This is a genomic window from Vibrio sp. S/42/10 (assembly GCF_029890535.1).
Classification (GTDB): domain Bacteria; phylum Pseudomonadota; class Gammaproteobacteria; order Enterobacterales; family Vibrionaceae; genus Vibrio; species Vibrio cyclitrophicus.
The window spans coordinates 506,709-528,837 of the sequence record NZ_JAKMZC010000001.1 but is presented as its reverse complement, the minus strand read 5'-3'; the positions used below and the strand labels follow the sequence as shown (position 1 = coordinate 528,837).

At 45.3% G+C, this 22,129-nt stretch carries 20 protein-coding genes; all 20 read left to right on the top strand.

What is annotated here, in order from left to right; genetic code table 11:
- Positions 1–114: 114 nt before the first annotated feature.
- The 20 genes from L8S15_RS02350 to flhF all read left to right on the top strand — a co-directional run bounded on the left by L8S15_RS02350 (position 115) and on the right by flhF (position 22,117).
- Complete coding sequence (locus tag L8S15_RS02350) at positions 115–1,581, top strand: sigma-54 dependent transcriptional regulator (RefSeq protein ID WP_280571948.1); 1,467 nt, start codon at positions 115–117, stop codon at positions 1,579–1,581.
- A gap of 184 nt (positions 1,582–1,765) precedes the next feature.
- The gene (locus tag L8S15_RS02345) at positions 1,766–2,806 is read left to right on the top strand and encodes an ATP-binding protein (protein WP_280571947.1); all 1,041 of its coding nucleotides are present in this window, start codon (positions 1,766–1,768) and stop codon (positions 2,804–2,806) included.
- A 33-nt stretch (positions 2,807–2,839) separates the two neighbouring features.
- The gene (locus L8S15_RS02340) at positions 2,840–4,249 is read left to right on the top strand and encodes a sigma-54 dependent transcriptional regulator (protein ID WP_010439324.1); all 1,410 of its coding nucleotides are present in this window, start codon (positions 2,840–2,842) and stop codon (positions 4,247–4,249) included.
- A gap of 132 nt (positions 4,250–4,381) precedes the next feature.
- Positions 4,382–4,693, top strand: a complete 312-nt coding sequence (fliE, locus tag L8S15_RS02335) for a flagellar hook-basal body complex protein FliE (RefSeq protein WP_010439327.1) — start codon at positions 4,382–4,384, stop codon at positions 4,691–4,693.
- Between the two features lie 16 nt (positions 4,694–4,709).
- Positions 4,710–6,452, top strand: coding sequence for a flagellar basal-body MS-ring/collar protein FliF (gene fliF / locus L8S15_RS02330; RefSeq protein ID WP_016784728.1), 1,743 nt, complete (start codon positions 4,710–4,712; stop codon positions 6,450–6,452).
- A complete protein-coding gene (gene fliG, locus L8S15_RS02325; protein WP_016767055.1) occupies positions 6,445–7,506 on the top strand; it encodes a flagellar motor switch protein FliG in 1,062 nt (353 codons plus the stop codon). The genes fliF and fliG overlap by 8 nt, the downstream gene beginning before the upstream one ends.
- A 124-nt stretch (positions 7,507–7,630) precedes the next feature.
- Entirely contained in the window at positions 7,631–8,431 is an 801-nt protein-coding gene (gene fliH / locus L8S15_RS02320; RefSeq protein ID WP_016767056.1) for a flagellar assembly protein FliH, read from the top strand.
- Positions 8,431–9,750, top strand: a complete 1,320-nt coding sequence (gene fliI / locus L8S15_RS02315) for a flagellar protein export ATPase FliI (protein WP_010439337.1) — start codon at positions 8,431–8,433, stop codon at positions 9,748–9,750. The genes fliH and fliI overlap by 1 nt, the downstream gene beginning before the upstream one ends.
- Before the next feature lie 19 nt (positions 9,751–9,769).
- Positions 9,770–10,207 carry a flagellar export protein FliJ gene (gene fliJ / locus L8S15_RS02310; protein WP_010439339.1) on the top strand — a complete coding sequence of 146 codons (438 nt, stop codon included), beginning with the start codon at positions 9,770–9,772 and terminating at the stop codon, positions 10,205–10,207.
- Positions 10,208–10,389: 182 nt separating this feature from the next.
- Positions 10,390–12,594, top strand: coding sequence for a flagellar hook-length control protein FliK (locus tag L8S15_RS02305; protein ID WP_280571946.1), 2,205 nt, complete (start codon positions 10,390–10,392; stop codon positions 12,592–12,594).
- A gap of 70 nt (positions 12,595–12,664) precedes the next feature.
- Positions 12,665–13,153 (top strand): flagellar basal body-associated protein FliL, encoded by a 489-nt coding sequence (gene fliL, locus L8S15_RS02300; RefSeq protein WP_010439358.1) that lies wholly within the window; start codon positions 12,665–12,667, stop codon positions 13,151–13,153.
- Positions 13,154–13,160: 7 nt separating this feature from the next.
- Positions 13,161–14,204, top strand: a complete 1,044-nt coding sequence (gene fliM / locus L8S15_RS02295; protein WP_010439360.1) for a flagellar motor switch protein FliM — start codon at positions 13,161–13,163, stop codon at positions 14,202–14,204.
- 29 nt (positions 14,205–14,233) lie between these two features.
- A complete protein-coding gene (fliN, locus tag L8S15_RS02290; protein ID WP_004739851.1) occupies positions 14,234–14,644 on the top strand; it encodes a flagellar motor switch protein FliN in 411 nt (136 codons plus the stop codon).
- Complete coding sequence (fliO, locus tag L8S15_RS02285; protein WP_016767058.1) at positions 14,644–15,102, top strand: flagellar biosynthetic protein FliO; 459 nt, start codon at positions 14,644–14,646, stop codon at positions 15,100–15,102. The genes fliN and fliO overlap by 1 nt, the downstream gene beginning before the upstream one ends.
- Positions 15,089–16,018: a flagellar type III secretion system pore protein FliP gene (gene fliP, locus L8S15_RS02280; protein WP_010439367.1), complete on the top strand. Its 930-nt coding sequence runs from the start codon at positions 15,089–15,091 to the stop codon at positions 16,016–16,018. The genes fliO and fliP overlap by 14 nt, the downstream gene beginning before the upstream one ends.
- An 11-nt stretch (positions 16,019–16,029) precedes the next feature.
- Complete coding sequence (gene fliQ, locus L8S15_RS02275) at positions 16,030–16,299, top strand: flagellar biosynthesis protein FliQ (RefSeq protein ID WP_004736211.1); 270 nt, start codon at positions 16,030–16,032, stop codon at positions 16,297–16,299.
- Positions 16,300–16,305: 6 nt separating this feature from the next.
- Entirely contained in the window at positions 16,306–17,088 is a 783-nt protein-coding gene (fliR, locus tag L8S15_RS02270) for a flagellar biosynthetic protein FliR (RefSeq protein WP_010439369.1), read from the top strand.
- 9 nt (positions 17,089–17,097) lie between these two features.
- On the top strand, positions 17,098–18,228 hold the full coding sequence (gene flhB / locus L8S15_RS02265; RefSeq protein ID WP_010439371.1) for a flagellar biosynthesis protein FlhB: 1,131 nt from the start codon (positions 17,098–17,100) through the stop codon (positions 18,226–18,228).
- Between the two features lie 241 nt (positions 18,229–18,469).
- Positions 18,470–20,569 (top strand): flagellar biosynthesis protein FlhA, encoded by a 2,100-nt coding sequence (flhA, locus tag L8S15_RS02260; RefSeq protein WP_016767060.1) that lies wholly within the window; start codon positions 18,470–18,472, stop codon positions 20,567–20,569.
- Between the two features lie 27 nt (positions 20,570–20,596).
- Positions 20,597–22,117, top strand: a complete 1,521-nt coding sequence (flhF, locus tag L8S15_RS02255) for a flagellar biosynthesis protein FlhF (protein WP_010439374.1) — start codon at positions 20,597–20,599, stop codon at positions 22,115–22,117.
- Positions 22,118–22,129: the final 12 nt, after the last annotated feature.

The window sequence follows — 22,129 nt, the reverse complement described above, 5'->3', positions numbered from 1 at the left end:
ATTTCCTAAATTTGTCCACGTAAACATAATCATTGATGTGTTTCTCTGTTTTATTGATTACGTCGCTCACCGTTTTTCCGCATCGCACCAAAATAAAGGCAATAATTCCTACTTATGCAAGGTTTGGCAAAACTGCTTGTCGTCGACGATAACGCTCAAGATCGTCACAATTTAAGCACAATATTAGAGTTTGTAGGAGAGAGCTGCGAAGTTATCAGCTCTGAACAAGCACGCAAAGTAGACTGGTCACTTCAGTGGGCAGGCTGCATTATCGGCTCAATTAAAGGTAAAGGCTTCAACGCATTACTGAATGAAAAGCTTGTTCATGCGAATCACATCCCACTGCTTGTGATTGGCAAAAACAATCACCCAGTAGACGAGCTTACTAACTTTGTCGGTGAACTTGAACTTCCTCTTAATTATCCTCAATTGAGTGATGCATTAAGACACTGCAAAGACTTCTTAGGCCGTAAAGGCGTTCAAGTTGTGTCTTCTGCGCGGAAGAACACACTGTTTCGCAGCCTAGTTGGGCAAAGCGCTAGCATTCAAGAAGTTCGTCACTTAATTGAGCAAGTCTCTGCTACGGAAGCTAACGTGCTGATTCTTGGTGAATCGGGTACGGGTAAAGAAGTCGTAGCACGTAATATTCACTATCATTCTAAGCGTCGTACTGGGCCATTTGTGCCAGTGAATTGTGGCGCGATTCCAGCAGAGTTGCTCGAAAGTGAACTGTTTGGTCACGAGAAAGGGGCGTTTACTGGTGCAATTACCGCACGTAAAGGCCGTTTCGAACTGGCTGAAGGTGGCACACTATTTCTTGATGAAATTGGCGATATGCCAATGGCGATGCAAGTTAAGCTACTACGCGTGTTACAAGAGCGATGCTTTGAGCGTGTAGGCGGTAACAATACCATTCAAGCGGATGTTCGAGTGATTGCGGCAACGCACCGTAATCTTGAGGATATGATCGATGCCGACTCTTTCCGTGAAGATCTTTATTATCGTTTGAACGTATTCCCAATTGAAATGCCGGCTCTTCAAGATCGCAAAGAAGATATCCCTCTGTTACTTCAAGAGCTGATGACCAGAATGGAAGCAGAAGGTAGTATGCCTATCTGTTTTACGCCTCGCGCCATCAATTCTTTAATGGAACACTATTGGCCAGGTAACGTTCGTGAGCTAGCGAACTTAGTTGAACGAATGCTAATTCTTTATCCAAATAGCTTGGTTGATGTGAATCACCTGCCAACCAAATATCGATACAGCGATATTCCTGAATTCCAACCAGAGTTTAATAGCTTTGTGTCTGAAGAAGAGCAGGAGCGTGATGCATTAGCCGACTTGTTCTCAGAAGACTTCAGCTTTGATCTGCAAGATGAACTTGCCGACAATGCAAATGCACCTCAAGAGTTACCGCCAGAAGGGGTTAACTTGAAAGAGCTGCTCGCTGATATGGAAGTGAACATGATTAATCAAGCGTTGGAGGCGCAGGGCGGTATCGTTGCTCGTGCGGCTGATATGCTTGGAATGCGTAGAACGACTTTGGTTGAAAAAATGCGTAAGTATAATCTACAGCGCTAGAGCACAGATTAATGTTCAGCAACACAAAACTAAGACTCTTTTTACTAAAAGAACAGTTTTGATTGTGCGAATAGAAAGGGCATAGTCGAGTTGTTGCTTGCTTAACTATGTGATAAATATAGCAAATAGCCTGACTCGTGTTGTGCGTGTCAGGCTGTTTTAGTATTTGAGGTAAATTTTTGACATGCAACTATCTAACGAACCAGAAAATCAATCACACCTCGATTCTGTAGAGCAACAAGTAGAGCGCTATAAACAAGTGCTCGATGTGATGCCTGCTGGTGTTATCTTGTTAGATACGCATGGTGAAGTGAGAGAGGCCAACCCAGAAGCGCACCGTATCCTTGGTGTTGAACTGGTTGGTGAGAAGTGGTTTTCGGTGATTCAAAGTGCTTTCGAGCCAAAGGACGATGACGGTCACGAGATCTCATTGAAGAATGGTCGAAAAGTTCGACTGGCAATTTCGGCTTCTACGACAGGTCAACTGATATTGATTACCGACCTGACCGAGACTCGTCTATTACAATCTCGCGTTAGTGACCTTCAGCGCTTGTCATCATTAGGAAGAATGGTCGCTTCACTTGCTCATCAGGTTCGGACACCACTTTCGAGTGCAATGTTATACGCATCAAACCTTGCCGCACCAAACTTACTACCAGCAACAAAGACACGTTTTCAATCTAAGCTTATGGATAGATTGCACGACTTAGAAAAACAAGTGAATGACATGTTGTTGTTTGCTAAAGGCGGTGATAATAAAGTGGTTAAGCCATTTACTGTGGCTGAATTGATCACAGAGTTTCACCCGATGGTGGAGGCGGCACTCAAAACCAACCAGATTGATTACTGCCAAGAAGTAGAAGGCGAAGAGACTAAAATGTTTGGTAATGCCAACGCTATTGCTTCAGCGCTAAGTAACCTGGTTCTGAACGCGGTTCAAATTGCGGGTAAAGAATCGCAGATCGATGTTTTTTTTAGGCCCGTAAACGGTGAACTTAAGATATCAGTACAAGACAGTGGCCCCGGTGTACCGAAAGAGCTTCAAGGTAAAATTATGGAACCATTCTTTACCACTCGTTCACAAGGTACAGGTTTAGGCTTAGCGGTTGTACAAATGGTATGTCGTGCACATGAAGGCCGATTGGAATTGATATCAGAAGAAGGTGATGGCGCATGCTTTACTATGTGCTTACCGCTCGAAAGAAGCGCTTCAACCGAAGGCTAATACGTTTTAATTGAATTTACACTGGAGAATCCTATGGCTCAAAGCAAAGTGTTAATCGTCGAAGATGATGAAGGTCTACGTGAAGCCCTTGTTGATACACTCGCGCTTGCTGGCTATGAATGGCTGGAAGCGGATTGTGCGGAAGATGCTCTGGTCAAATTGAAATCTAACTCCGTTGATATTGTCGTGTCTGACGTTCAAATGGCAGGCATGGGTGGTTTGGCACTGCTAAGAAACATCAAGCAGCATTGGCCAAATTTACCCGTACTGTTAATGACAGCCTATGCCAACATCGAAGATGCTGTGGCGGCAATGAAAGAAGGTGCTATTGATTACATGGCAAAGCCCTTTGCCCCTGAAGTATTGTTGAACATGGTGAGCCGTTACGCGCCCGTTAAGTCGGATGATAATGGCGACGCTATTGTGGCCGATGAAAAAAGTATCAAATTAATGATGTTGGCTGATAAAGTCGCAAAAACCGATGCCAATGTCATGATCTTAGGGCCAAGCGGATCGGGTAAAGAAGTTATGTCTCGCTACATTCACAACGCTTCTAGTCGTAAAGATGGCCCATTTGTTGCGATTAACTGTGCCGCGATTCCAGATAACATGTTGGAAGCGACACTGTTCGGTTATGAAAAAGGTGCATTTACTGGCGCTATTCAGGCCTGTCCAGGTAAATTTGAGCAAGCACAAGGCGGGACGATTCTATTGGATGAGATCAGTGAAATGGATCTTAGCCTACAAGCCAAGCTTTTACGTGTATTGCAAGAGCGCGAAGTGGAACGTTTAGGCAGCCGTAAAAGCGTCAAGTTAGATGTGCGTGTTCTGGCTACCAGTAACCGAGATCTGAAACAGTATGTTTCTGAAGGGAATTTCCGTGAAGATTTATACTACCGACTGAACGTGTTCCCAATTTCTTGGCCGCCACTTTGTGAGCGTAAAGGTGATATTGAGCCATTAGCTAAGCACTTGGTTGAGCGTCATTGCACCAAACTTGGTATGCCTGTACCTGCGGTTTCGGATCTAGCCATCAACAAACTCGTCAATTATCCGTGGCCGGGTAATGTTCGTGAGCTAGATAATGTCATCCAGCGAGCCTTAATCTTGAGCGAGCAAGACAATATTTCTGGTGAGCATATCTTGCTTGAAGGTGTTGATTGGCAAGATGCAAGTGGACTGCAGCAAATTGTGGAAGGTAATGATGTTGCAGCGCCAGAAATTAAGCCGATAGCTGAAGCGAGTCCAATCAATAAACTGGCTGCCAGCAGCGAAGGGTTAGGTAATGAACTTAGAGATCAAGAGTATGCGATTATTCTTGAAACATTGATTGCATGTAATGGCCGCCGTAAAGACATGGCTGAAAAGTTGGGCATTAGTCCACGCACATTGCGTTATAAGTTAGCAAAAATGCGCGATGCTGGAATAGATATCCCAAACTGAGCATAGATTAGTAGTGCCAGCTTTCTGACTGTTGTAGTACGATGTCTAGTCAAAATAATGTGTGGCACGCTAATTGCTCAGTCAATAATACAGCGAAATAGACAGTCATAATTTTGACTCCTGAGGTAGTAGATGAGAATAGATGGTTTACAAGGCGAAATGCAGGCAATGATGGTTGAAGCTGCTAGCGCGCGTCCTGCAGCAACAGGGCAAGCGGTTGGTGCAGATTTTGGCAACATGTTGACGCAAGCCATCAATAATGTGAACTCATTACAAAAGACCTCAGGTGATCTTCAAGCTCGTTTTGATAGTGGAGACCAAAGCGTGTCTCTATCTGACGTGATGATTGCTCGTAATAAATCTAGTGTGGCTTTTGAGGCGACGATCCAAATTAGAAATAAGTTGGTCGAATCGTACAAAGAGCTGATGAATATGCCGGTATAAGTTGGGTAGTTAAATAGTGGCAGATAATAGTCAAACAACAGATTTAACCGTAAGCGATAGCAACGACCACGCCCTCATGGCGAGTTCTGATCTTGATGGAGAAGGGCAGAATCCTGATCTAGGTGAACGCAGTTCATCAAAGTTCGATATGGCTGTGGGTGACCTCGATTTACTTCGTCAAGTGGTCTTGGTTCTTTCTATCTCGATTTGTGTAGCGCTCATTGTAATGCTGTTTTTCTGGGTAAAAGAGCCAGAAATGCGTCCTTTAGGCGCTTACGAAACTGAAGAATTGATCCCCGTTCTGGATTACTTAGATCTGCAAAAGATCGAGTACTCTCTTGAAGGTAATACTATCTCAGTACCAGCGAGTGAGTACAACTCACTGAAGCTTAATATGGTACGAGCTGGGTTGAACCAAGAGCGAAACGCAGGTGATGACATCCTCATGCAAGACATGGGTTTTGGTGTATCACAACGTTTAGAACAAGAACGCCTTAAGTTAAGCCGTGAGAGACAGCTAGCGAAAGCCATTGAACAGATGAAACAGGTGCGTAAAGCTCAGGTTTTATTAGCACTACCAAAGCAAAGTGTTTTTGTGCGTCACAATCAAGAAGCCTCTGCGTCAGTATTCCTTACACTTAAAACTGGAAATAACCTTAAGCAGCAAGAAGTGGATTCTGTTGTGGATATGGTGGCGAGTGCTGTTCCTGGAATGAAAACCTCACGTATCACGGTGACTGATCAGCACGGTCGATTGTTGAGCTCAGGCTCTCAAGACCCAATGTCTGCAGCACGTCGTAAGGAACATGAGTTAGAGCGTAACCAAGAGCAAGCGCTGCGCGAAAAAATTGACTCTATCCTGATACCTATTCTTGGGTTTGGTAACTATACCGCTCAGGTTGATATTCAGCTCGACTTTAGCGCTGTGGAACAAACCAGAAAACGTTTTGACCCGAATACACCAGCAACTCGAAGTGAATATACATTAGAAGACTACAACAACGGTAATACTGTCGCTGGTATTCCTGGTGCTTTGAGTAATCAGCCACCAGCAGATGCTTCTATCCCTCAAGATGTTGCCCAGATGAAAGACGGTTCAATGACGGGCCAAGGTTCAGTTCACAAAGAAGCGACCCGAAATTTTGAGTTAGATACAACCATCAGCCATGAACGTAAACAGAGTGGCACGGTTAATCGTCAGACAGTTTCGGTTGCGATTAAAGACCGTCAATCACTGAATCCAGATACAGGTGAAGTGGTTCACACACCCATCCCAGCAAGTGAAATCAATGCGATTCGTCAGGTGCTGATTGGTACTGTTGGTTTTGATGAAACCCGTGGCGATTTGTTAAACGTACTGAGCATGCAGTTTGCGCCTCAAGTCACTGATGTGGTGGCTGACGTACCTATTTGGGAGCATCCAAACTTTAATGATTGGGTCCGTTGGTTTGCGAGTGCGTTAGTTATTATTGTGGTTGTTCTAGTACTTGTTCGCCCTGCTATGAAGAAACTGCTTAACCCTGCGGCTGATAACGATGATCAAATGTACGGCCCTGACGGTATGCCAATTGGCGCCGATGGCGAAACCAGCTTAATTGGTGGTGATATCGAAGGTGGAGAGCTGTTTGAATTTGGTTCAAGCATCGACTTACCTAACCTTCACAAAGACGAGGACGTGCTGAAAGCAGTACGTGCACTTGTAGCGAATGAACCAGAGCTAGCAGCTCAAGTAGTTAAGAATTGGATGGCAGATGGCTAACGAAATTGTTCCACAACAAGCAGAAGGCGGTGAAGTGCTTGATGTCGCGAGTGTGGATATCGCCTCAATCTCGGGTGATGAACGCGCTGCGATCTTGTTGTTGAGTTTAAACGAAGAAGATGCAGCAGGCATTATTCGTCACTTAGAGCCGAAACAGGTTCAACGTGTGGGTAGTGCGATGGCTCGTGCTGCCGATTTGTCGCAAGAAAAAGTAGGTGCTGTGCACCGTGCTTTCTTGGATGATATTCAAAAGTACACCAATATTGGTATGGGTAGCGAAGACTTCATGCGTAATGCGTTGGTTGCCGCTCTGGGTGAAGATAAGGCAAATAACCTTGTTGACCAGATTCTTCTGGGTACTGGTTCTAAAGGCTTGGATTCTCTTAAGTGGATGGATCCTCGTCAGGTGGCAAGTATCATCATTAACGAGCACCCACAGATTCAAACGATCGTATTGTCCTACTTGGAAGCTGACCAGTCAGCCGAGATTTTGTCGCAGTTCCCTGAACGTGTGCGCTTGGATTTGATGATGCGTATTGCGAACCTTGAAGAAGTCCAACCTTCGGCACTTGCTGAACTGAACGAAATCATGGAGAAACAGTTTGCGGGTCAAGCAGGTGCTCAAGCAGCCAAAATTGGTGGCCTGAAAGCGGCGGCAGAGATCATGAACTACATGGACAACAACGTAGAAGGTGTCTTGATGGATCAAATCCGCGATCAAGACGAAGACATGGCAACACAGATTCAAGATCTTATGTTTGTCTTTGAAAACCTTATTGAAGTCGATGACCAAGGTGTTCAGCGATTGCTGCGTGATGTTCCACAAGACATTCTACAAAAAGCACTTAAAGGTGCCGATGATGGTCTGCGTGAGAAGATCTTCAAGAACATGTCGAAACGTGCTGCTGATATGATGAGAGACGATATTGAGGCGATGCCGCCGGTGAAAGTCTCTGAGGTGGAAGCGGCTCAGAAAGAGATATTGGGTATTGCGAGGAAAATGGCAGACAGTGGCGAAATTATGTTGTCTGGTGGCGCCGACGAGTTCCTTTAATACAGTAATCTCAAAGCCCCACACTGTTGGGGCTTTTCTTTATCCAATCTCACACTACAGATTAACTCAGTTTAACTGCTTGAATTTATGAAGTAGTTTGACTCACACATAGATAGGTACTGATATGTCAGGTGATAGAAAACGCGGCTTCCTTCGCCCCGAAGAAGATAATACGGTAGCCCAACCTCAAAAATGGGGATTGCCTGACTACACCTCTGATGTGAATAAACAAGCCAAAGAAACCGCCTTTAACTATGACCCTGGTTGGATGCCGACGGTCGAAGAAGCCATTGAAGATGAAGAACTGGTTCTGACTGAAGAGCAAATTGAATTGATCAAGCAAGGTGCTTATCAAGAAGGGCTTCATCAAGGACAAGAGGCTGGTTTTAAGCAAGGTTACGAAAAGGGTAAAGAAGAAGGATTTGCCGCAGGACACGAAGAAGGCAACGAAGCCGGTAAACTCGAAGGTGTCACTGCCGGTCAGGAATACATTCAGCAGCAAGTAGCCATCTTTATGGGACTCGCGAACCAATTTGCTCAACCATTAGAGTTAATGAACGCTCAAGTAGAGAAGCAACTGGTGGACATGGTGCTTATTATGGTTAAAGAAGTGGTTCATGTTGAAGTACAAACCAACCCACAAATCATATTAGATACCGTGAAAGAATCAGTAGAATCACTACCAATCTCGGGTCATGCGATCACCTTGAAGCTTAACCCTGAAGACGTCGCGATTATTCGCTCTGCTTATGGTGAGACAGAATTGGATTGCCGTAATTGGACGTTAGTAGCGGAGCCTGCACTTAACCGTGGTGATGTTCAAATCGAAGCAGGTGAGTCGAGTGTTAACTACCGCATGGAAGAACGTGTGAAGAACGTGATTCAAAGCTTCTGCGGTGTAAATCGTCATCAAGGGCATGAGTAATGCTAGAGTTAGCGAACCGTCTTAGCCAATACAAAGTTGAAGGCCTGAAGTCGCGACCGATTGCATCTGGAAAACTGGTACGTGTTGTGGGTCTAACGCTGGAAGCGACTGGCTGTAAAGCCCCAATCGGTAGTTTGTGCCTAGTCGAAACGATGTCTGGTCAGATGGAAGCTGAAGTGGTTGGCTTTTCTGGAGATAACTTATTTTTGATGCCGAGTGAACAAATCACTGGGATATTACCTGGCGCTCGTGTGACCCCCGTAACCACTGAAAGTGGCATTCCTGTCGGAATGGAATTACTTGGCCGAGTGATCGACGGGGTGGGTAACCCACTTGATGGGTTAGGTCCAATTTATACCGAACAACGCGCTTCATTTAACGCTGAGCCAATCAACCCTTTAGCTCGAAAACCTATCTCTGAACCGCTCGATGTCGGCTTGAAGGCCATAAACGGTTTGCTTACGGTAGGAAAAGGTCAGCGTATTGGTCTGTTTGCTGGTTCCGGTGTCGGTAAGTCGGTCACGCTCGGGATGATGACTCGAGGCACAACCGCGCAAGTGGTGGTGGTAGGTCTAATCGGTGAGCGTGGACGAGAAGTTAAAGAATTTATTGAAGAGATTCTTGGCGAAGATGGACGCAAACGATCTGTGGTGGTCGCTGCTCCTGCGGATTCATCGCCACTGATGCGATTGAAAGGTTGCCAAACTGCACTGGCTGTAGCGGAATATTTCCGTGACCAAGGCTTAGATGTACTGTTACTTATGGACTCATTGACTCGTTTTGCTCAAGCACAACGTGAAATTGCTTTGTCTGTGGGTGAACCGCCAGCAACCAAAGGTTATCCGCCATCTGTATTTGCCAAGCTTCCTGCGCTGGTGGAAAGGGCGGGTAATGGTAATGATGAGCAAGGCTCTATCACTGCTTTCTTTACCGTGTTAACCGAAGGCGATGATTTGCAAGATCCGATTGCTGATGCATCGCGAGCGATTTTGGATGGTCACATTGTGTTGTCCCGAGAGATGGCCGATGCGGGCCATTATCCTGCGATTGATGTAGAGAAATCGGTCAGTCGTGTTATGCCTCAAATCACTACTGAAGAACATGTTTTGATGTCGAAAGCAGTCAGACAAGTGTTGTCTATTTGTCGTAAAAACCAAGATTTGGTATCGATTGGCGCCTACAAGCCGGGTACCGATCCAGCTATTGATAGTGCCTTTACCTTGAAGCCAAGGTTGGATGAATACTTGCAGCAGAAGATGAAAGAAACCGTACCATACGACATGTGTGTCAATATGTTGAAACATGTATTAGGTGGTTAGCGGGTGAAAAGGGTTATTCATGGATAACGCATTAGAATTTCTACTCGATCAAGCCAAAGATCAAGAGAACCAAGCCGTATTAGCGCTCAACAAAGCGAACTCGGAGCTTCAAGGTTACTACGATCAGGTTGCACAGATCGAAAAGTACAGGCTTGATTACTGTCAGCAACTTGTCGATCGTGGTAAAGCTGGCTTAACTGCGAGCCAGTATGGTCACTTGAATCGCTTCTTGACTCAGCTTGACGAAACGCTTTCCAAGCAAAGAGAAGCGGAGCACCATTTTAAAAACCAAGTCGACAACTGCCAAAACTACTGGTTGGAGCTACGTAAAAAGCGTAAATCTTACGAGTGGTTGATGGAGAAAAAACAGAAAGAGAAGGTAAAGCTGCAAGATCAAAGAGAACAAAAGCAAATGGATGAGTTCTCGACGCTGATGTATGGCCGAAAGAAGATGTGATCCTAAGCCCTGAATGACGCAGGTGTTACCGTTCAGATTGTAAGAACAGAACTAATAGGCATGTTTCTTGCTCGGTTTTATATAAAATTGCGCGTTATGCCCAGCAAAGGCATGAAAAGCACCCGACTTTCTTTTTGTTGTCTAATTTATGACAGCAAAGCTAGTAGATAGAGCTCGTATATATGAACGTTAGTCTTTCCTCAAATTCAGCTACCAACAAAACATCATCGTTGATGGACTCCGGCTCTGCCTCTTCAAAGGTAGATGAAACCGGCGACTCAAAAGGTTTTTTGGAGTCGTTTAAAGAAGCGCTTGGCTTTGAAGAAAGTGACAGTAAAGCGGCAGTGAAAGACGCGGAAAGCGCCTCAAAATCTACAGAAAAACAAACCTTTGCTGAAGGAGGGGTACCTGAGGACAAGGCTAACAGTGACTCGGTGGGGGAAGCTCAAGGTGATTCAGCTGAACCTAAGAGCGCAGATGCTTCTAGCGAAGCCCAAGCAAAACAAGCTTCAGTAACAACTGGCTCTGATAAGTCGTCAGTTGAAGAAATGGCGACAAAGAAAGTAGGCGCTGAACAAACATCTGAATTAGAGCCACAATCAAAAGACAAGAACTCGTTGAAACCGACAGGTGATACTCGTTCTACAGAGCAGGTTCCATCCAAAGGAAATCAACTTGAGGTTGCTTCAACTGGCAATAAAGCCAAAGATAAAACTGCAGAGTTGCAGGCTCAAGGTGCTTCGCAAGCCAGTGATGCGATGAATGAAGGCAACAAATTGCTTGGTCAATTGGATAAGGCAAACAAAACATTGAATCAGCCTGCAAACGGCAAAGGCTTGCCTCAGCAAGTCAATCAACAAACTAATCTACAAGTGAATGCAGACCAAGATCAAGGCAATGTATCGAGTGCTTTCGTTGCGGGCAGTTCTATTGCCGAAGTGACAGAATCATCGAAAAAACAATCCAACACAGTAAACTCAAATAACGGCTTAGAAGTCGATTCTGAGATCGCAGTACTTACTGGTGGTAAAGGTGTTTCTCAACTGACCGATGATGAAATTCGCCAGCTGATGGATAAAGGCGTTACCCCAGAACAAATTGAAGTAAGTATGAGCCGAGAGCTTAGCCAAAAGAATGTGGTCAGTGCGGTTAATGCAGGTCAGAGCCAAGAATTCTCAGCAGCGGATATGGAACTGGCAAAGCAGGTTGATGCCCATACCAAAGCGCTAAATCAATTGAATGGACAAATCGAATCAGAACAGTCTGTTGTCGATGGTTTGGAGAGAAAGCAACAAAACGGCGCTAAGTTGACGGTCGATGAGCAAGCTGCGCTGGCTCAAGCAACCTCTAACTTAGAAGTATTGAATCAACAACTAACCAATGTTCAACAGCAAGCAACGGCTTTACTAAGCCAAGCTCCGAACGTGAACAGCACTCCCGGTGAACCCGCCGCTATTGATTGGGACAAGACGGATTCGGCTGAAACTAAAGCTTTAGCTGCGGCAGCATCAACAGCAACAGCGGCAGTAGCGAATGCTTCACAACAAGTATCAGCGCAGGCGACTTCTCAATCTGCAACGAATGCCTTTGCGGATAAAGCGGCAATGCTAAATGCCAACAATGCGCATGCAGCTCAACAGGCTGCTGCTCAGCAATTGGCCTCTCAGCAAGGGAATGCAGCTTCAACACAACAAGCAGCCTTAGACCCTAGCTTAACGCCACAAAGCCTAGCGATGAATGCAACGCCAGCCACTACAAAAGCGGGTGTTACTGATGCGCTTCTTAAAGCAGGCGCAGGTGCCACTGCATTGTCTGGCTTGGGTAAAGCTGGGGCTAAAGAAGATTCTAAAGATTCGACCTTTGCTCAGCAAATTGCTTCTGCGGCGGGTACGCAAGGGGCAGCAACGGTTGGTTCAGCACCAACAAGAGCTGAAATTCAAGCCGCTCAACAGGCCCCGTTGCAGCTCACCAAAGAGTTAGCAAACGAGCAGGTTGCGGAAAAAGTACAAATGATGATGTCTAAGAATCTTAAGAACTTAGATATCCGTCTCGACCCACCAGAGTTGGGTCAGATGAAAATCCGAATGACGATGAATAATGATGTAGCTAACGTGCATTTTACGGTAAGCAATCAACAGGCGAGAGATGTGATTGAACAAACCTTACCTCGCTTGAGAGAGATGCTTGCTCAGCAAGGCATGCAGCTTGCTGAATCGTCCGTTCAGCAGCAGAGTTCGGGTCAGGGTCAGGATAATTACAACAGTGGTGAGCAACAATCCGGCTCTAACCGCACAAATGATGCCCAAGGTGATGAAAACCTTGATAGCAACAGCAATCTTGAATTGAATGTCGCATCAAAGCGTGATGGAATTAGTTATTATGCCTAATATCAGGCTAAGAAGACTTAGTTAATAAAAAACGTCAGTTAATCGAAAGAACAGGAAGTTAGAGCAAAATATGGCCGAAGAACAAGATGCACCCAAAGGGAAGAGTAAGCTCCTCATTATCATTATAGCGGTAGTCGTTTTACTGCTTGGAATAGGTGGTGCTCTGTTCTTTTTCTTAGGCTCCGATGATAGTGCCTCTGAGTCTCAGTCTCAGCCAGCCAGTGCAGTGGTCGCTGCAGAACCCGTTATGTATGTTAATATTCCTCAGCCTTTCTTATTCAATGTGACAGGTGATAAAAAAGATCGCCTAGTGCAGATAAAAGCACAGCTGATGGTGCGGGGCAGCAAGAATGAAGACTTGGCTCGTTACCACTCCCCCTTGGTAGAAAGTACACTACTAGCGACATTCGCTTCGGCAACGGTAGACCAATTACGCTCACCAACAGGCCGCGTGGAACTGCGTAATAAGGCTACGGAAGATATTAAAGCAAGTCTGGCTCAAGCTGTTGGCCAGCCTGTGATTGAAAAAGTGTTATTCACTGACTTCGTAATTCAATAGGTAATTTGTGACCGATTTATTAAGCCAAGACGAAATTGATGCGCTATTGCATGGCGTTGATGATGTTGAAGACGTTGAAGATGTCTTAGAAACCGAAAATGACAATGCGATCAATTTCGATTTCTCATCTCAAGATCGAATCGTTCGTGGTCGAATGCCGACCCTTGAACTTATTAACGAGCGATTTGCGCGTCATATGCGGATTAGCTTGTTTAATATGTTGCGTAAAACGGCTGAAGTGTCGATCAACGGCGTACAAATGATGAAGTTTGGTGAGTACCAGAACACATTGTATGTACCCACCAGTTTGAACATGGTTCGTTTCCGTCCGTTAAAAGGTACGGCGCTGATCACTATGGAAGCACGCCTTGTATTTATTCTTGTAGAAAACTTTTTTGGTGGCGATGGGCGATTTCACGCCAAGATTGAAGGTCGTGAATTCACGCCGACTGAAAGACGCATTATTCAGCTATTACTGAAAATTGTGTTTGAAGATTACAAAGAAGCATGGTCTCCGGTGATGGGGGTTGAGTTTGAGTACTTAGATTCTGAAGTGAACCCGAGTATGGCGAACATTGTGAGCCCAACAGAAGTGATTGTTGTGAGTTCATTCCACATTGAAGTTGATGGTGGTGGTGGTGACTTCCACGTCGTGATGCCTTACTCCATGGTTGAGCCGATTCGTGAACTGCTGGATGCGGGTGTTCAATCCGACAAAATGGAAACTGATGTTCGTTGGAGTTCTGCCCTTCGTGATGAAATCATGGATGTGCCAGTTAACTTTCGAGTGAACTTGCTAGAGCAAGATATTTCATTGCGTGATCTGATGGAATTGCGACCAGGTGACGTTATTCCCATGAACATGCCTGAGCACGCGACGATGTTTGTCGAAGAATTGCCGACTTACCGTGTGAAGATGGGTCGTTCGGGCGAGAAGCTTGCCGTACAGATTTCTGAAAAAATTCAAAGACCGCATGTGGTCAAAACTGATCTCGCATTCCTAGGTAAAGACTTAATGTCTGAACTAGAAAATAGCGATGATAACGAATAGTAAAATAGATAAAAGTATAGGAATTGGTAATGGAACCTAGTGAAGATCAAAAGTTAGCGGACGAATGGGCTGCTGCACTTGGTGAAGACCCTTCTGCACCGTCAATTGATGTCGATGACGTGCTTGCGGCACCACTCGATGAGCTGACCGATTCATCGTCTCCTATTTCTGAAGATGAGCGTCGTAAACTGGATACCATCATGGATATCCCAGTGACGATTTCTATGGAAGTTGGCCGCTCTCAGATCAGCATTCGTAATCTACTGCAACTAAACCAAGGCTCGGTTGTTGAGCTCGACCGAATTGCTGGTGAATCACTAGATGTGATGGTCAACGGTACTCTGATTGCTCACGGTGAAGTGGTTGTAGTAAACGACAAATTTGGTATTCGCTTGACTGACGTCATTAGCCAAACAGAACGAATTAAGAAGCTGCGTTAATGAGCTTTTTGTCTCAAATACTGGCGGGCTTTTCTCACGGAATGACAGTTTTGTTTTGCGGAATAAAACGTTTGTCTCGTGGAATATTGGGAATAGGGCTGTTGTCTACGCCTTCAATTGCTTTTGCCGCACCTCCTTCTCTTGATTTAGCGACCACTTTTGGGTCGCTAATTTTCGTTATTGCCTTCATCTTATTTATTGCTTGGTTATTGAAACGAATGCAAGTGCCTGCGATGTCGAACCAACAAGGTTTGGCCATTGTTAGGCAAATCCCTGTTGGGACTAAAGAACGGATTGCGATCGTACAAGCGGGAGATGAACAGTTTTTGGTTGGCATTACCACTCAGTCGATTCAGCTGATCTCTAAGCTCGATAAACCTCTTACTCAGGAGATGCTGGAAAAAAGTACATTTTCAAGTCAGCTTTCCCAGCTAATTAAAAAAGATGCAAACAAATAACGGACTTTTGAACTCATCTTACTTTTATCCAGCCGGAGCTTTCGGATCGGTAAAAGTGCTGCTGGTTCAGATCATTCTCTTCTGCTCTCTCGTTTTCAGTGTATCGGTATTTGCGCAAGCTGAAGATGGCGCCGTGATTCCTGCGAATACGGCTGGTTCAGAATCGGTCACCATCAGTACGATGGAGCAAGACCAAGCCACATCACAAACAATGACGACTGGTAGTTTAACTGGCAACGGTGGCGGTATTCCAGCCTTTACCATGACTACCAATGCTAATGGCGGCGAAGACTACTCGGTCAATTTGCAAATTCTAGCCTTAATGACCATGCTTGGCTTCTTGCCTGCGATGGTGATTTTGATGACGTCGTTCACTCGTATTGTGGTGGTGATGTCTATTTTGCGTCAGGCAATGGGTCTACAACAAACACCGTCTAACCAAGTCATTATTGGTATCGCGATATTCTTGACCTTCTTCATCATGTCGCCAGTGATTAATCAAGTTAACGAACAAGCAGTTCAGCCTTATCTTAATGAACAGATATCGGCACGACAGGCATTTGATATTGCTCAAGAACCGATTAAGTCCTTCATGCTCAAACAGACTCGAATCAAAGATCTTGAAACCTTTGTTGAGATTTCCGGCGCGGAAGTAACCAATCCTGAAGATGTTTCGATGGCGGTTCTGATTCCAGCATTTATCACATCGGAATTAAAAACGGCGTTCCAAATCGGGTTCATGTTGTTCCTACCGTTTTTGATTATCGACTTGGTGGTGGCTTCGGTATTGATGGCTATGGGTATGATGATGTTGTCACCGATGATTGTATCGTTGCCGTTTAAGTTGATGTTGTTTGTCCTTGTTGATGGCTGGAACTTGATACTCTCCACACTCGCCGGCAGTTTTGCCTTGTAGCTGGGGGAATAATGAATCCTGAAATATTCGTAGAATTGTTCCGAGACGCGCTTTGGATGGTACTGATCATGGTATGCGCCATTATTATTCCGAGCCTTCTGATCGGTTTAGTCGTTGCTGTTTTTCAAGCCGCGACGTCTATCAACGAACAAACATTGAGTTTCCTTCCGCGTTTAATCGTGACGCTATTAGCGTTGATGATGTTTGCTCACTGGATGACTCAAATGATGATGGAGTTCTTTTTTGAACTCATAGAACGCTTGCCGCAAGTTCTGTATTAGACCAACATGGAATACCCAACGAGCCTTGTACTAGAGTGGTTAGCCAATTATTTTTGGCCATACACTCGTATCTCAGCCATGCTGATGGTGATGACGGTGACAGGGGCACGTTTTGTGTCGCCGCGTATACGCCTGTATTTAGGTTTGGCGATTACCTTCGCTGTTATGCCTGCGATTCCTGCTGTCCCTAAAGAAATTGAACTACTGTCTTTCCAAGGGTTCTTGACGGTTTTTGAGCAAATCGTGATTGGTGTTGCCATGGGGTTTGTCACTCAATTCATGATTCAAACTTTCGTAATGCTCGGTCAGATTTTGGGTATGCAATCAAGTTTGGGTTTCGCCTCTATGGTGGACCCTGCAAACGGTCAAAACACGCCAGTACTTGGTCAGCTTTTCATGTTGTTGGCGACCATGTTTTTCTTGGTGACCGATGGCCATTTAAAAATGCTGCAGTTAGTGGTGTTCAGCTTCAAGACCTTGCCGATTGGCAGTGGTTCTTTGACGGCTGTTGATTTTAGAGAACTGGCGTTGTGGCTTGGCATCATGTTCAAAACAGCATTGGCGATGTCCTTATCGGGGATTATTGCGTTGCTAACGATTAACCTCTCTTTTGGTGTAATGACGCGTGCAGCACCTCAGTTAAACATATTTTCTTTGGGTTTTGCATTTGCGCTACTTGTAGGTTTGTTACTTTGTTGGTACATCCTTGGCGGCTTGTATAGTCATTATGAGTTATTCTGGATGCAAGGCGAGCAACAGATATGTCGTCTAATCCGACTAGATTGTTAGGAGACTGATATGGCAGAGTCAGACGGTCAAGAACGCACAGAAGACGCCACGCCCAAACGCTTGCAACAGGCCAAAGAAAAAGGGCAGGTTGCAAGGTCAAAAGAGCTAGCGTCAGCGTCGGTACTGATAGTCGGTGCAATTTCCTTAATGTGGTTTGGCGAATCGATGGCGAAGGCATTGTTCGAGGCGATGCAACGCCTGTTTTCTCTGAGCCGCGACGAGATATTTGATACCAATAAACTCTTCGAAATAGCGGGTGGTGCATTAGTAAACCTATTGTTTCCGCTGTTCCTGATCTTAATAACTTTGTTCGTTGCTGCTGTTATTGGTGCTGCGGGTGTCGGTGGTGTTAACTTTTCGATGCAAGCAGCAATGCCTAAGGCGTCTAAGCTCAACCCTTTAAGCGGTATTAAGCGTATGTTTGGCCTACAAAGTTGGGTTGAGCTGCTGAAATCTATTTTGAAGGTCGCTCTGGTATCAGGCATGGCTATCTACCTTATCCAAGCTTCCCAACATGACTTAATGCAATTGAGTATGGATGTGTATCCGCAGAATATCTTCCACGCCTTGGATATCTTGCTTAATTTTATTCTGCTTATCAGTTGTTCTCTGTTGATTGTGGTGGCGATAGATATCCCATTCCAGATTTGGCAACATGCCGATCAACTTAAGATGACCAAGCAAGAAGTGAAAGATGAGTTTAAAGACACAGAAGGTAAGCCTGAAGTGAAAGGGCGTATTCGTATGTTGCAGAGGGAAGCGGCTCAGCGACGTATGATGGCTGATGTTCCTCAGGCAGATGTGATTGTGACCAACCCGGAACACTTTTCAGTGGCTCTGCGTTATAAGCAGAATCAAGACAAAGCGCCAATTGTGGTCGCCAAAGGGGTCGATCACATGGCGATGAAGATCCGTGAAATCGCTCGAGAAAATGACATCTATATTATTCCAGCACCGCCGTTAGCTAGGGCGCTGTATCACACCACCGAGCTAGAACAACAAATTCCTGACGGTCTGTTTACTGCGGTTGCACAAGTGCTTGCATATGTATTTCAACTTAAACAGTACCGGAAAAAAGGTGGCGAGAGGCCAAAGCTGCAAGATTCCAATATGCCGATCCCACCTGATTTACGTCATTAGATCAATTGCTTGAGCTCAGCTTGATGAACCGTGATAATGGTTACTTAGCTACACCTCTCTTTTTTGATGTGATGGCGATAATTTGACGTGATATGTTGGTACAGTGTTTGCTATATCAATCCGAACATATTAAGTCCGATCATTATAAACCTGATCATAATAAACTTTAGCAACATAGCTTAGACCTAGGCCTCAGTCCGCTTAGTGAGATAGCTACAACATAGCGAAACAGCCTAGATTTATGAAATTTTCCCTGCCTTTTGCGGACAAGCTACCTAAAATTCCTAACCGTGCCATGCCTGCGATTGGTGCACCTGTTATGGTACTTGCAACGCTTGCTATGGTGGTGTTGCCCATTCCAGCCTTTTTGTTGGATATGTTTTTCACCTTTAACATCGCTCTGTCTATGGTGGTGCTATTGGTTTCGGTTTATACCCGCAGGCCTTTAGACTTCGCTGCATTTCCGACTGTACTTCTGATTGCGACTCTACTCCGCTTAGCCTTGAACGTTGCTTCGACACGTGTGGTATTACTCCATGGTCATGAAGGCGGTGATGCTGCCGGTAACGTTATTGAAGCCTTCGGTAACGTGGTTATCGGTGGTAACTATGCGGTTGGTTTAGTGGTGTTCTTGATTTTGATGATTATCAACTTCATGGTTGTCACCAAAGGTGCAGGCCGTATCTCGGAAGTAAGTGCGCGTTTCACCTTGGACGCCTTACCGGGTAAGCAGATGGCAATCGATGCCGATTTAAATGCGGGTTTGATCGACCAAGATCAGGCTCGGACCCGTCGTTTTGAAGTCACCAAAGAAGCCGATTTCTATGGCTCGATGGATGGTGCGTCTAAGTTTGTTAAAGGCGATGCGATCGCTGGTATTTTGATCTTATTCATCAACATCATTGGCGGCTTGAGCATTGGTATGGCTCAGTTTGATTTAGGTTTTGGTGAAGCGATCGAGATCTACACGCTGCTGACTATCGGTGATGGTTTGGTTGCACAAATTCCGTCTCTACTATTGTCGATCGCAGCCGCGATGATGGTGACGCGCCAAAACACCGATGAAGACATGGGGCAACAGCTTGTCTTCCAAATGTTCGACAATCCAAAAGCCTTGATGATCACAGCAGGTATCCTTGGCATCATGGGTATCGTTCCTGGTATGCCGCATTTCTCATTCTTGAGTCTTGCTGTCATTGCAGGTGCAGCTGCCTATTACATCGATAAAAAGAACAAAAAGAAGGCTGAACAACCGAATCTTCCTACGACCGTTGAAGCAAGCGGAGAAACGGGGTCCAAGAAAGAGCTCTCTTGGGATGACGTTCAACCTGTCGATATTATTGGCTTAGAAGTAGGCTACCGTTTGATTCCTCTAGTAGACAGAGATCAAGGCGGCGAACTGCTTGAACGTGTCAAAGGGGTACGTAAAAAACTGTCTCAAGATTTTGGTTTCTTGATCCCGGCCGTTCATATTCGCGATAACTTAGAACTGACACCAAACAGCTACCGAATCACCTTGATGGGAGTTGCCGTTGGTGAAGCCGAGATTAAGCCTGACATGGAACTCGCGATTAACCCGGGTCAAGTTTACGGCATGATCGATGGCGAGCCGACGATTGATCCTGCTTTTGGCCTTGAAGCGGTTTGGATTCGTGAAGAGCAGCGTGAACATGCGCAAGCCTTAGGTTACACGGTGGTTGATTCATCAACCGTGTTGGCTACCCATCTCAGTCAACAGTTAACGAATAATGCGTCGCAGCTGATTGGTCACGAAGAAGTTCAGAACCTACTTGAAATGCTTAGCCGCACAACGCCTAAATTGGTGGAAGGTTTTGTGCCGGATCAATTACCGCTTGGTGTGGTGGTGAAAGTGCTACAGAACCTATTGAATGAAGCTATTCCAATACGTGACATTCGCACCATCGTCCAAACTTTGTCGGAGTATTCAAGTAAGAGTCAAGAACCTGACATCTTGACAGCGGCTGTTCGTATATCATTGAAACGACTAATTGTTCAAGAAATCAATGGTATAGAACCAGAGTTGCCAGTTATAACCTTAATTCCCGAGCTGGAACAAATCTTGCATCAAACTATGCAGGCATCCGGCGGAGAATCTGCTGGTATTGAACCTGGTTTAGCCGAACGTTTACAGACTTCTCTTAGTAATGCCACACAAGAGCAAGAACTGAAAGGGGAGCCAGCGGTGTTGCTGACCTCTGGTGTATTGCGTTCAACTTTGGCTAAGTTCGTGAAAAACACGATCCCAAGCTTGAGAGTTTTGTCTTACCAAGAGATACCAGACGAAAAGCAGATACGCATAGTACAAGCTGTTGGTAATTAAGCCGCCTAATTAGAACGGACGATCGAATTGAAAATTAAACGATTTTTTGCAAAAGATATGCGAACAGCTTTGCTCCAAGTTAAAGAAGAACTTGGCTCAGAAGCGGTGATCATGTCTAACAAAAAGGTCGCAGGTGGCGTGGAAATTGTTGCTGCTATTGATGGCGAATCCAGCCCGTCGACAGCGAGCCAAAGATTAAACAAACCTCAGCAGCCTGCGCAAAGTCAATATACGCAGATGGCAGCGCCCGCTGTACCTGCGAGTCGTCGTCAATTAGATGATGACAAGGTTAGCCTACAGTCGAATTCTGAAGGCGGACGTTCAATGACTAAGCGTTTCGCGAACATGCTGAAGCAATACAGCCATGGCGCAGACGAAGAACCGCAACACCGTGCAGAAAACGAAGATTCGTTGTCTGCATTACTCAATCGTCAATCGGGCGGTCATCAAGGTTCTCAAAGCAACCAACAGTCACAGCCTCGTAACAGCAATATAGATTCTGCATTTGCTCGTGAAACGGGTTTGTCTAAATTGATTGCCGAAGACCGAAGAGTAGAGCGCCCTGCACCTCGTTTAGATCCTACTCGTTACGATCGTGGTCGTGATCCGGTCCAATCGAAAGGTTCAGATACTGAAATGGAAACAATGCGCGAAGAGATGACCTCAATTCGTCGTTTGTTAGAGCACCAAGTATCTGGGCTAATGTGGCAAGAAGTTGAGCGCCGTGAACCACTTAGAGCCATGCTTATCAAGCGCCTTGAACGTATGGGTGTTTCGGCTGAACTTGCTGATCAGATGGCTTGCTACATTCCTGAAGACACCAAACCAGCACGAGCTTGGAAAGCCTTGTTAGCGTTGGTTGCTGATCAAATCTCGGTAACACAAAAAGATATTTTAAAACGCGGTGGTATTGTGGCCTTGCTAGGCCCGACTGGCGTGGGGAAAACAACGACTGTTGCAAAACTAGCTGCACGTGCCGCCATGGAGTATGGCGCAGACAACGTCGCACTAGTGACAACCGACACATATCGTATAGGTGCACATGAGCAGTTATCGATTTATGGTCGAATTATGGGTTGTCCTGTAAGAGTTGCTAAAGATTCTAGTGAGTTGGCCGATGTAATATATCAGTTACGTAATCGTCGCCTAATTCTGGTCGATACTGCAGGCATGGGACAACGAGATGTTCGCCTATCTGAGCAGTTAGACACATTGATGCAAGAGAGTGGTTCCGTTATCAATAGTTACCTTGTGTTACCCGCAACTGCGCAGCGCAAAGTGCTACAAGAAACCATTGAACACTTTAGAAGAATCCCGTTGTCGGGGTGCATCATGACTAAGCTGGATGAATCCCTAAGTCTAGGTGAATTCATCAGTGTAGTAATACAAAATGCATTACCAGTTGCTTACATAGCAAATGGTCAACGAGTTCCTGAAGATATCGTTATAGCTCAGCCAAAGTACATGATTGCTAAGGCGAATGAGTTATTAGAAAAATCTACAGAGAATGAACCTCATTACTGGAATAGCGATTCAGAAGGGCTCTAGGCGGCGGATAAA